The organism is Spirillospora sp. NPDC048911 (assembly GCF_043198015.1).
Taxonomy (GTDB): domain Bacteria; phylum Actinomycetota; class Actinomycetes; order Streptosporangiales; family Streptosporangiaceae; genus Spirillospora.
Map to the genome: position 1 here is coordinate 155,857 of NZ_JBICUD010000003.1, position 11,765 is coordinate 167,621.

An 11,765-nucleotide genomic window follows, 5' to 3' on the forward strand; every position below is an offset into this window, starting at 1 on the left:
CGGAGGGCCGGTGCTGCCCGAAGCGTCGGTATTCGAGCCGTTCCGGTGGCTGGCGGAGTTGCGATCCTCACCGGTCCCGGAGGGCCGGTGCTGCCCGAAGCGTCGGTATTCGAGCCGTTCCGGTGGCTGGCGGAGTTGCGATCCTCACCGGTCCCGGAGGGCCGGTGCTGCCCAAACGCCGTACCCTCGCGCCGGCGGCCGAGACGGGTTGCGATCCTCACCGGTCCCGGAGGGCCGGTGCTGCCTTAAACGCGCGGCCGAGCTGCGTCGGCAGGCCGACGTTGCGATCCTCACCGGTCCCGGAGGGCCGGTGCTGCCCCTTGGGCTTCTTGGCGGGCGCGGCCACCTTGTTCGTTGCGATCCTCACCGGTCCCGGAGGGCCGGTGCTGCGCGGACGTCGACGGGGTCGAACTCCTCGGCGCCGTAGTTGCGATCCTCACCGGTCCCGGAGGGCCGGTGCTGCGCCTGCTGCAGGTTCATGCTCCGCTCGCGGAACTTGTTGCGATCCTCACCGGTCCCGGAGGGCCGGTGCTGCCGATCAGCGGACCATGGTCAGGATCCGCGGCACGACGTTGCGATCCTCACCGGTCCCGGAGGGCCGGTGCTGCCCGGACGGAACCGTTCACGCTGCGTGGACCGACGATGTTGCGATCCTCACCGGTCCCGGAGGGCCGGTGCTGCGCGTACACGCCGCGCAGGAAGCCTTGGGGGGCGGCTCGTTGCGATCCTCACCGGTCCCGGAGGGCCGGTGCTGCCTCCAGAAGGTTTCGGTCGACGGGTGGACGGCCGACGTAGTTGCGATCCTCACCGGTCCCGGAGGGCCGGTGCTGCCCACACCCACATGCCGGACAGGTAGCCGGCGCGCGGGATGTTGCGATCCTCACCGGTCCCGGAGGGCCGGTGCTGCCCGAGAATCTCGGCGACCTTGGCGAGCTCCACTGCCGAGTTGCGATCCTCACCGGTCCCGGAGGGCCGGTGCTGCCCACGAACATGCCGCGAACATGCCATGCACAGGCAAGTTGCGATCCTCACCGGTCCCGGAGGGCCGGTGCTGCCCGATCATGCCGACACCCCCTTGGAGGGCGCGGAAGTGGTTGCGATCCTCACCGGTCCCGGAGGGCCGGTGCTGCGCTCCCCAAGGAGGAGGGTCTCTACCCGTCCCCCGAGACGTTGCGATCCTCACCGGTCCCGGAGGGCCGGTGCTGCCACCGCGTCGGGGCGGAAAGATAGTCACTGCGGTCGTCAGTTGCGATCCTCACCGGTCCCGGAGGGCCGGTGCTGCCTCACATACCTGCACCTGGAGCGGCAGGTCGCCAGCGAAGGTTGCGATCCTCACCGGTCCCGGAGGGCCGGTGCTGCGGTCTATCACCAGGGAAAAGCACCGCCTGAACCATACGCGACCACTACCTCACCGCAGATTCATCACCCTTTGACTGTTTTCCACTTCGGAGCCCCAGGCGTGTCGCGTGCGCAATTGAGGTTCCTAACCAAAGCCATCAAGAACCTCTACACCGTCGCCGCCAACGTCCGCACCATGCTCCGCGAAGCCACCACCGCAGGCGAAGCCAAATTCATCCAACGCCGCACCGACCGCTACCAACTCGACCCTGACCTCATCGACCAAGCCCTCATCCACCTTCAGAAGGCCATCATGTATGACCCATTCACACGAACCCGGCCTCCCCAGTCGGGACTGTCAACTTAACGGCTGATCTTGGTGGTTGAACGGTCAGTGGACGGCGGGGGGCCAGGCGGCCCTCGAAGGCGACTTGGAAGGCGTTGAGGGCCGGTTTCCACCGCTGGGTCCAGCGTTTGCGGCCCTTGCCGGTGGGGTCCAGGCTCATCAGGGCCATGTAGATGCACTTGAGGGCGGCTTGCTCGTTGGGGAAGTGCCCGCGGGCGCGGACGGCCTTGCGGATGCGGGCGTTCACCGACTCGATCGCGTTGGTCGAGCAGATCACCCGGCGGATCTCGGCGTCGAAGGCAAGGAACGGCACGAACTCGGCCCAGGCGTCCTCCCACAACCTGACGATCGCCGGATACTTGCCTCCCCAGGCCTCGGCGAACTCCAGCCACCGCTCCATCGCCGCCGACTCGTTGACAGCGGTGTAGACAGGCTTGAGCGCACGGGCGATCTTGTCCCAGTCCTGGCGGCCGGCGTAGCGGAACGAGTTGCGCAGCAAGTGGACCACGCACGTCTGCACGACCGTGGCCGGCCAGACGGCCTCCACCGCCTCCGGCAGCCCCTTCAGCCCGTCACAGACCAGCATCAGCACGTCGGCGACGCCCCGGTTCTTCAACTCGGTGAGCACATGCAGCCAGTATTTGGCGCCCTCACCACCGTCACCAGCCCAGATCCCCAGAATGTCGCGGTGGCCCTCGACCGTCACGGCCATGACCACGTAGATGGGGCGGTTGGCGACCTGCCCATCCCGGATCTTGACGTTGATCGCATCGACGAACAGCACGGGATAGACACGGCAGTATCTAGCGAACGTCGCGAATCCTGACCAGAGGAGATCGCGATGCCTAGATGGGCGTGGAACAAGGCTGCGCCGGAGGCCAAGCAGCGCTACTTCGAACTGATCCGGCAGGGCTTGTCCGGCTCGAAGGCGTCGCTCGAGGTCAGCGTGTCGTTGAGCTGTGGGTCGAACTGGTTCATCGACGCTGGCAGCGTGTCGATGATCGAAAAGCCGATTAGCAGTCGGTACTTCAGCCAGGACGACCGCATCGAGATCGCCGACGGCCTGGCGGCCCGCGAGCCGGTCAAGTCGATCGCCTCACGGATCGGTAAGACCCACCAGAGCGTGTACCGCGAGATCGCCCGGAACAAGAAGCCCGACGGCACCTACCAGCCGTGGTACGCACACAACCAGGCCTACCTGCGGCGTGCTCGCGTCAAGGAACACCGCGTCTCGGCCGATGATCATCTGCGGGATGTGATCGCCGCCAGCCTCGCCAAACACTGGTCCCCAGGCCAGATCAGCCGCTGGCTACGCAGGCGCTGGCCCCACCGGACCACTTGGCACCTGTGCGCTGAGACGATCTATGCGGCCGCCTACCGCGGCCTGTTCGGACCGATCGACCGCCAGATGCTCCGCACCGGACGCACCTACCGTCACAAGCGCAGCCGGGGCCGCAACCGCGACGGTGCACTGCGGCAGCTGACCAACATGCGCTCCATCCACGACCGCCCCACGATCGTGGAAACCCGCACCCAGATCGGCCACTGGGAAGGCGACCTCGAGCGCCACGAGGCGCCATGTAACCGAGCGGAGGTGGAAGGACTCCGCCGCTGCGCTGTCGCAGCAGCGTAGCGAAGCTGGGGGCAGGCTGATCCAGGAAACGCTGGTGAGGCTGGTGAGCAGCCCCGACAACGACGGGACGGGCCAGTACTACCGGATGGTCCGGGTCCGGCAAGCGAGACGGGAAGGTGGACGAGAGGAACCAGCGTTGTCACGCCCCTTAAGTTTCCCGCCAGCTCGAAATCCGGTGGATCTGGGCTGGATCGCGGTGCGCACTCGTCCCTCATTACGGGCGGGGAACTCCCGGGCCGGTTTCAGGTCGCCGGCAGGGAGGCCACGGTGAAGGTCTGCGGCGTAGTCGTGGCGATACCGCAGGGGCATAGCTGGCCACCTCACCCGACGACCGGTTCATGGTGAACGTGGGAACTACCCCCGGGTTCCCGTCTCCGTCCGGGCTTTCCAGGCTGGGCGGAGCGGGTTGGCGCGTTGTCCGCCGACGATCTGGGGGGTGGGGCGGAGGGCCCGTAGTAGTCCGAGCCGGGGAAAGCCCGTGCACATGGCGAAGGGGTCCAGCGAGTTCATGCACGCGAGGCACTGCAAGGGACGGAGACGCTGGTGAATACCGGTGAACCGTGGCCCGACCCGTTCTGGGCGGGGCGACGGGTACGACGGATGCAGGCCAAGCTGCACCAATGGGCGACCGAAGATCCCGGTCGTCGGTTCGATGATCTGTTCAACCTCATTCATCACCCGGACTTCCTCGCGGTCGCGTGGGAGCGGGTGAGTGGCAACAAGGGCGCACGCTCGCCGGGCGTCGACCGAGTCATCCCGGCCGACATCTCCAGCGAGGCCGACGTCACGGCGTTTCTGAACAGCACGCGCGAGCAGCTCAAGGCCCGCGCGTTCGCCCCGCTGCCGGTCCGGGAACGCATGATCCCCAAGACCGGCTCACCGGGGAAGTTCAGGCGCCTGGGCATCCCGTCCGCGATGGACAGACTCGTGCAAGCGGTTCTTGTGCTGGTGCTGGAACCGATCTTCGAGGCGGACTTCAAGCCGGTCAGCTACGGTTTCCGCCCGAAGCGACGGGCTCAGGACGCGATCGCCGAGATCCACGCCTTCGGCTCCCGGAACTATCACTGGGTGTTCGAGGCCGACATCACGGCGTGTTTCGACGAGCTGTCGCACTTGGCCATCCTGGACCGGGTGCGGCGGCGGATCGCAGACAAGCGGCTCCTTTCCCTGGTCAAGGCCTTTCTGAAGGCGGGCATCATGTCCGAGGCCGGGCAGGTCCAGGGGACAGCATCGGGCACGCCACAAGGAGGGATCGCCTCGCCGCTGCTGGCGAACATCGCTCTTTCGGCGCTGGATGAGCATTTCTGCGCCAAGGACGAGCACGCCACGAGGTGGCAGCGAGAAAAGCACCGCAAGAACGGCGGAGCCCACTACCGGATCATCCGCTACGCGGATGACTTCGCGATCATGGTATGTGGGACCAAAGCTCACGCGGATGCTCTCTGGGAAGAGGTCGCCGACGTTCTCGCCCCGCTGGGTTTGCGTTTGTCGGAGTCCAAGACCCGGGTGGTCCACCTGGACGAGGGGTTCGACTTCCTGGGGTTCCGCATCCAGCGGCGCACCAAGAAGGGTACGAACAAGAAGACCGTCTACACCTACCCATCGAAGAAGGCTCTGCTTTCGGTGATGGCGAAGGTGCGGGCACTGACGAACAGATCACGACACCTGACGCTCGAAGCTCTGCTGCGCCAGCTCAATCCGGTGCTGCGGGGATGGTGCACCTACTTCCGGCACGGGGTCTCGAAAGCGACCTTCCACTACCTCGACTCCTACGTCTGGTTTCGGGTCACGGCATGGCTCCGCAAACGACATCTCGGGATCACCTGGAAGGAGCTCTACCAGCGGTTCCTGACCGGCAGGCCAGGCAACCGCCCGGCAGAGAAAGGGATCGTCATGTTCGACACCATGCAGGTTGAGGTCACTCGCTACCGATGGCGCGCGAACAACATCCCAACACCATGGACGAGCATTCTGGAGGCCCCCGCCTCCAGCTGACACGGGGACTCGTGGAGCGCCGGATGCGCGGAGACGCGCTCGTCCGGTGCGGAGGGCGGGCCGGGGAAACGGACCGGGAGAAATCCCGGAACCGCGCCCCGGCCCGACCCCTACATCATCGGTGCCGGCCAGCGCTCCGCGATCGCCACCCTGGTCGAGCGCAAGACCCCGTCTCACCATCTTGGTCCCGATCCGCGGCGACCACACCGCCCAACGCGTCGGCGATGCCCTCATCACCGTCCTCGCCCGGCTGCCCGCATCGCTACGACGGACCCTGACCTGGGACCAGGGCAACGAGATGTTCCACCACGAACGCATCGAGACCGCCGCCGACATCCGCATCTACTTCGCCGACCCGCGCTCGCCCTGGCAGCGCGGCAGCAACGAGAACAAGGGAACCGACCTCGGCCAGGCCACCGACCAACAGATCCGCCACGTCGCCGACGAACTCAACGACAGGCCACGTGCCTGCCTCAATGACCGCTCCCCAGCACAGCTCGTGCGACGATGGCGACATCAACTCATGACCACCTAATTCGCAACGATCGATGGAAACCGCCCACGGTCCAGCGGCCGGTTCTGCCACTCGGCCATCCCGTCCATGACCTTGTCGGTGATGGTGGAGATGGTCTGCTTGGACACCGACGCGCCGTACACCTCGGCCAGGTGCGCGCTGATTTCCCCGTGCGTCAGCCCCTTCGCGCTCAGCGACAGCACCATCTCCTCCACCCCGACAAGCGGCGCTGCCGCTTACGCACGATCTGCGGCTCGAACGTGCCCGCGGTATCGCGTGGCACCCTCACCTGCACCGGACCCACATCGGTCAGCACGGTTTTGCCCCGAGTGCCGTTGCGGCTGTTACCGCTGTTGCGCCCTGCCTGGTCGTGCTTGTCATAGCCGACGTGGTCGGTGATCTCGCCCTCCAACGCCGACTCCAGCACCCGCTTGGTCAGCTGCTGCAGCAGGCCGCCCTCGCCGGTCAGCTGCAGACCTTCACGGCGGGCCCGATCCACCAGCATCGCGATCAGCTGCTCATCACTGGCCGTGCCCTCCACCGGATCCGCCGGGGCCTGCGGCTGGCTGTCCACCTCACGCTCGTCCACGGGCGAGGACTCCACGACGGTCTCGATCATCTGACATCACTTTCCTTGATCATCAGATCCGCCGTTAGTTGTACAGACCCCCCAGTCGTTGCGTCTTGGCTGGTCCATCAGGTTCCGCCCTCGTCCGGCGGTGCCGCCGACCGGCGTGGGCGGAGCAAGCCGTCCAGTGAGGTGGCCATTCCAGCGTCGATGTCCGGCACGAGATGGGAGTAGATCGCGCTGGTGACGGTCACGTTGGCGTGGCCGATGCGTTTGGAGACCGACTCGATGCCGTGCAGCGGGATCAGGGCGGTGACGTGTGCGTGGCGGAGCCGGTGTGGGCTGGGGTCCTTGGACAGTCCGCGCTGGCGCGCGATCGCTTTGACCTTGCTCCAGCGGTGCTCGTGGAAGTTCGCGTTCCGCCAGAGCCAGCCACCCCGGTTGCCGGGGGCGGGGAAGAGGAGATCCTTTGGTTTGCGGCTCGCCATCCGGGCGACGAGGATCTTTGCCGCGTCGACGCCGATGGCGATCGTCCGGAAGGCGTTCTCCGATTTGCCCTCGACGGTGGCGATGTAGGGGCGGCGATGCTCGTCCTCCCTGACCACCTGGGCGATGGTCAGCAGCCCGCCTGTGATCTCTCCCTGGTCGTCCCGGTGGATCCACACGTCGCAAGGGCGGAGTGCGGTGAGCTCGCCCCACCGGATTCCGGTGCCGAGGATGAGCGCGGTGACATCCCCTGTGTCAAGGTCCACCGCGTACGCGCAGTCCACCCACGCTTGAAACTCGTCAGTGTGAAGGACGTGATGAGCCTTGATCGGGCGGCCCTTGCGCGCGGGGAGCTTGACCCATCGGCATGGGTTGACGCCGCAGTAGCCCCGGAAGATCGCGTACTCGAAGACCGGAGCGATCAGCGTGCCGTGGATGTTAATGATCGTTTTGGGGGCGTAGTGCCTCTTGGTCTTCTTGCCGTAGGTTTTGGCACGCATGTGATGGACCCAGGCCTGCCAGATATCAGCGTCGACGCATTCGTCGATTGGCAGGCGGCCCAGCGGGCCGGCTACAGCGCCTCCTGGTAGCACCACCATCGCGGGTGCGATGTGAGACTCGTAGGCCCGACGGTACTCCGCCAGCGTGCGGGGTTCGGCGTCGACAAGGGTGGCCAGGTACTCCGCCAGCACCTTGCCGAAGGTCGGCATGACGGTCTCGGGCTCTTCGGCCGCAAGCAGCTTGTGGCCCCGGCAGCCCTTCGGATAGCCCTCCGGGCGTCGCTGCCCAGCTAGCTGCACCAACGCGGCGAAGTTGAGGGCGTCGGTCTCGGAGTCGCAGGTCTCGCTGTCCGTGCGGCCCGTGCTGAGTCCGCACTCGCGCCAGCGAACCCGCCATGTGACCTTGCCTGACTTACTTGTACGGCGGTCGATCGTTGCCACTGTTCCCCATTTCGGGTCGTGGCTTGCCGTCTCCCCACGGCTCCCCGGAAGCCTGGTGTGTCCACCGTGCGTCCATGACCTTGATACACAAATGGCCGTCAACCTGCCAGTGCAGGTCAGCGGCCATTTGATCTTGTGGAGGTGGCGGGAATCGAACCCGCCTGCCCTCGTAGCGCGGGGGATCTCCTGGATACCGAACTTGGAAGGTCCAAAATCCCGGGTCCCACGCCAGCGAGGAGGAAAGGGCCAACCGTCGATCTCGGCGTAGAACGACCAGACATCGAAGTCCTTAACGCCATTACTTCCGTTCACGTAGTGCAGCGCGGCCCCCTGGCACAGAGCACGACATAGAAGACGGCCGGAGTACCGGCCGGAGCCTCGCGGATTGCGCCGGAACAGCTCCGCCTCGGCGTCAGCGGCCAACTCTGCCAGACGCAGCAGGTCCTCCCTATCGATCGGCGCCAGCGACCGATCCAGATTCTCCACGGACACTCCGGCATCCTGCCGCACGAAAAGACCGATTCACCAGTCGTTCAGTATGCACTCGATGGTCGACCGGACAGCGCACATCCCGTCCGGCCATCAGCTGAGCCCGACATGCGGCATGAGCGGATGTTCCTGCTGGTGAACGTCGCAGTGACGTCCCCGTCCTAGGCTTCGTACCTCGTCCTTCCAGTGTCCACTTGTGCCCTGCCTGCGTGCTCCTTGACTCACGGAGAACGCCGAGGTCCAGCGACTGGTGTAAGTGCACGGCGGCTCGACAGGAGCGCGACGTCTTTCGGGCTCGTGCTCCGCTGAAGACTCTTCAGCACAGACTGCTGGGTCTCTGGTGTCCAGAAAATCTTGAGGCTCTCCCGTGCCCGAGTGACGGCCGTGTAGAAGATGCTGTGTGTGATGTCGTCCTCGTTGGCGTCGGTGATGACGATCTTCACTGAGTCGTACTCGAGGCCCTGCGCCTTGTGGATTGAAACGGCGTAGGCGACCTGGAAAGGCACGGAGGTGTTGAGCGAATCGTCGTCCTCATCGCTGATGTCGTGGTCGTAGACGGAGAAGCGCACGGTCGAGCCCTCCACCCACTCCAACTCTCCGCCGCTGACGTCGACCTCGGTGAGCGGCCGATCCAGCTCGACATCGAACCGGATATGGCCTGGGGCGTCGTCGATGTCGACGATCCGGCCCTTCAGGTTGTTGTAGATCACTGGCCGGAACCGCTCGGTCTCATGAAACAGGACAGGATCGCCGACCTTGTAGGTGGAGACACGCCAGGACGTCGCCGGGTTCGGGTTGCCGCTCTGAAGGAAGCGGTTGAGGTTGTTGATGCCGTACAGCCCGTCGTAGTTCAGGCACAGGATGATCTCGTCCTGGCGCTGAGGCTCGAACAGAGACTTGTCGAGCACGGTCGAGTAGCCGTTGCGGGCGATGGCCTCGGCGATATCGTCCTCGAGGTTACGCACCTTGCCCCAGAAGCCCAGGAGCGACTCGCTGGTAGTTCGGAACGGCGTCGTCAACTCGAACACCGAAGTGCTTGGGATGAACGAACGGATGATGCTGAACCAGTTGCCGAACTGGATCGACTCGATCTGGTAGACGTCGCCGACTAGGACAAGCAACTTGAAGGACGTCTTCTCCAGCACCTTGAGCAGGTCAGCGTTGCTGACGGTGCTGCACTCGTCGATGACCAGAACGTCGTACTCCAGATCCGAGGCGGTCTGGTAGATCTGGCTGCTGATCGTCCGGATGGTCGAGCCCTGAGCAGTGACCCTGCGCTTAAGGTTGTCGATCGCCGGGTTGGTGTGAGCCAGGAAGAGCTTGGTCTTGTCGTTGAAGTAGTTCGCGATGTGATCGACCATCGTTGACTTGCCGGTGCCGGCCGCGCCGTAGACCAGGGCCACCTTCGACTGACTGAACAGGCGCTTGAGCGCGTCCCTCTTGGCCTCGTCGTCGATGCCGCGAGGCGCCTCGTCCAGCCAGCGCTCGACGGCTACGGTGTAGCCGTCGATTCCGGACGAGGCATATTTCTGGAGCTTCTCGACGATGGCGACAGTGCCGTCCTCGTCGCCGCGGACGAAGACGTGGCCCTTGTCCTGCACCAGTTGGCGCCCGGTGTGCTTGTAGTAGAGCAAGCCGTTGTAGGTGGCGATCAACTTGCCGACGTCTCCGAACTCCTCGAGATCGGCGACGGACGTGTAGAGCATTCCGTGGCGGTCGACATTGTTCCGCACTCGCCGAGCGAGCAACTCGTGATTTCGGCCGGTCGTGTCAAGGCTCTCAACGAGGTCCCAGTAGCGCGGGTTGTGTCCCGGTAGCGAGGTGCAGAAGGGCATCTGGTCGAACGGGATGCAGCCGTAGAGCAGGTTCAGCTCGGACAGACGGCCGCAGCTCTCCCAGTTGTGCTGCGGCCTGAGAACCTGGTTGTGCATCCGAAGCATGAGGTAGCGGATGACGTTGTGTCCCGGAGCGGCTGACCGCACGATGCGGCGCGCCTCGTCCAGCACTGGGAAGATTTGCGCCTTGGTGGCACCGACCGTGCCCTCAGCCTTGGTCGCCGCGTACTTGTCGTCGGGCATGTCGATGAGGTCGAGCAGGCTGCCCGAGCTCACAGTCAGGCCCCGCATCAGGTAGCCGTACTCGACGGAATTGGTCCGGACTTTGGTGGTGATGCCCAGGAGGCGCGCGAAGTTGTCGAACTCGCAAGGTCGGATCGACACCTCCCAGTCGCGGATGATCGTGATTGGCATCGTCTGGTCAAGGACGTCGATCGAGTCACGTTGGAGCGTCAGCATGGCCGAGTACTTGTCGGTCATGTCGATGTCGGTGAACGCGATGAGGCGGTCGAACTTGCTGACCTTGTTGACGGCTCGGTAGAAGGTGACCTCGTAGTAGATGCGTCCGCCGACGAAGAACGGACGCGTCTTGTGGATGTAGTAGCGAGCTTGCGCTCCACCTCTCGATCCCGTCGAACGCAGCGCCCCGATCTTGGCAGCGATCTTCTCGTGATACTCACGCAGCGACGGGTCGAGATCGACCGGGAACGACTCCAGGTTTGCCAGCACGGCGATCCCGCAATTGTCTCGTAGCAGGGTGCGGATGCGCAGGAGGTACTCGTAGTACTTGAGCATCAGGCGCTCGGAGGCGTCCCCATCCAACGTGTAGTGCGACGCACTGCTCTGGATGAGCTTGTGGAACTTCCCGAGGAAGTTCAGCTTGCCCTTGGCCTTGACGAAATCGAGCCCTGGACCGATTGCCGCGTAGTCGTACTCAGCGTCATCCCTGCCCGCGTGCAGACGGACGGCGACGCCTTCGACCAGGTTCCGGAGCTGAGCAAGGACGTTCTGGGACAGCAGAGCGCGCTGATCCGTCAGCGAGTCGATGTTCCGACAAATCGCCTCATCCGTGCTCTGGATGTGCTCGACGACCGTGGTCATGAATCTTCACCTCTGTGCTCCGCCAACCGACCCGTCGAGTGCCTGCTGATCTGCTCCAACTCACGCCTGTTCGGCACAAGTGCGGTCAGCACTTCGGCCGCCACTGCGAGCAGATGCCCGGACCCGCGGTGTTCGCGCAGCCGCAGCAGGGCCAGGCAAGCCGGCGCTGCCGGGGCCGCGGCGGGTTCGGGCAGCGCCTGCCAGGCAGCGACCGACAAGGCACAATCCCACGCCGGGCGTACGAGGCGCGGCGCGAAGAAGCCGCATACCGCCACAACGACATCCGCATCGACAGTGCCCAGCACGCCCGCACCCGCTCCGACGTAGAACGCCCACCGGTCCAGTCCGAACCGCTGCCTGGCCTTGGCGAAGGCTGCCTCGTGTCCGGAAGCCGCACCCACCTGGATGACCGCCTTCTTAGCCAAGCGCGCCGACTTCTCAGGGGTCAGCGCAGGCTCATCAGCAATCGCCATGCCCAAGAGGCTGGCAGGCCCCCACAGGCGGAGCAACGCCATTCTG

Annotated in this window: 7 protein-coding genes, 2 pseudogenes and 1 CRISPR repeat array; of the genes and pseudogenes, 3 read left to right on the top strand and 6 right to left on the bottom strand. The window is 65.1% G+C overall.

The genetic code is table 11. The annotated features are described in order from the left end of the window. The first annotated feature begins 57 nt into the window (after positions 1–57). Positions 58–1,359: direct repeats of the CRISPR family, unit length 37 nt; unit sequence GTTGCGATCCTCACCGGTCCCGGAGGGCCGGTGCTGC. Positions 1,360–1,483: 124 nt separating this feature from the next. Then, complete coding sequence (locus ACGFNU_RS14940) at positions 1,484–1,624, bottom strand: hypothetical protein (protein ID WP_392593786.1); 141 nt, start codon at positions 1,622–1,624, stop codon at positions 1,484–1,486. Between the two features lie 127 nt (positions 1,625–1,751). Next, positions 1,752–2,480: pseudogene (locus tag ACGFNU_RS14945) on the bottom strand (IS256 family transposase); the annotation flags it as partial. Positions 2,481–2,525: 45 nt separating this feature from the next. On the opposite strand from ACGFNU_RS14945, the gene ACGFNU_RS14950 reads away from it, so the two are divergent. The 3 genes from ACGFNU_RS14950 (at position 2,526) to ACGFNU_RS14960 (ending at position 5,847) form a co-directional block, all read left to right on the top strand. Then, complete coding sequence (locus ACGFNU_RS14950) at positions 2,526–3,317, top strand: IS30 family transposase (protein WP_392593788.1); 792 nt, start codon at positions 2,526–2,528, stop codon at positions 3,315–3,317. A 543-nt stretch (positions 3,318–3,860) separates the two neighbouring features. Beyond that, positions 3,861–5,312, top strand: a complete 1,452-nt coding sequence (gene ltrA, locus ACGFNU_RS14955; RefSeq protein WP_392593789.1) for a group II intron reverse transcriptase/maturase — start codon at positions 3,861–3,863, stop codon at positions 5,310–5,312. Positions 5,313–5,493: 181 nt separating this feature from the next. Beyond that, positions 5,494–5,847 (top strand): IS30 family transposase, encoded by a 354-nt coding sequence (locus ACGFNU_RS14960; RefSeq protein ID WP_392593790.1) that lies wholly within the window; start codon positions 5,494–5,496, stop codon positions 5,845–5,847. 29 nt (positions 5,848–5,876) lie between these two features. Here ACGFNU_RS14960 and ACGFNU_RS14965 read toward each other — a convergent pair. The 4 genes and pseudogenes from ACGFNU_RS14965 to ACGFNU_RS14980 all read right to left on the bottom strand — a co-directional run. Then, positions 5,877–6,331, bottom strand: a pseudogene (locus ACGFNU_RS14965) (transposase); the annotation flags it as partial. 191 nt (positions 6,332–6,522) lie between these two features. Then, positions 6,523–8,307 carry a tyrosine-type recombinase/integrase gene (locus ACGFNU_RS14970; protein ID WP_392593791.1) on the bottom strand — a complete coding sequence of 595 codons (1,785 nt, stop codon included), beginning with the start codon at positions 8,305–8,307 and terminating at the stop codon, positions 6,523–6,525. Between the two features lie 224 nt (positions 8,308–8,531). Next, the gene (locus tag ACGFNU_RS14975; protein ID WP_392593793.1) at positions 8,532–11,246 is read right to left on the bottom strand and encodes an ATP-dependent RecD-like DNA helicase; all 2,715 of its coding nucleotides are present in this window, start codon (positions 11,244–11,246) and stop codon (positions 8,532–8,534) included. After that, positions 11,243–11,719 (bottom strand): hypothetical protein, encoded by a 477-nt coding sequence (locus ACGFNU_RS14980; RefSeq protein ID WP_392593794.1) that lies wholly within the window; start codon positions 11,717–11,719, stop codon positions 11,243–11,245. Before ACGFNU_RS14980 ends, ACGFNU_RS14975 begins: the two co-directional genes overlap by 4 nt. Positions 11,720–11,765: the final 46 nt, after the last annotated feature.

What these genes read in the sequence shown, in the direction of transcription:
- ACGFNU_RS14950 (WP_392593788.1), top strand. Translation starts at nt 2,526, where the DNA reads ATGCCTAGATGGGCGTGGAACAAGGCTGCGCCGGAGGCCAAGCAGCGC.
- ACGFNU_RS14975 (WP_392593793.1), bottom strand. Translation starts at nt 11,246, where the DNA reads ATGACCACGGTCGTCGAGCACATCCAGAGCACGGATGAGGCGATTTGT.
- ACGFNU_RS14980 (WP_392593794.1), bottom strand. Translation starts at nt 11,719, where the DNA reads ATGGCGATTGCTGATGAGCCTGCGCTGACCCCTGAGAAGTCGGCGCGC.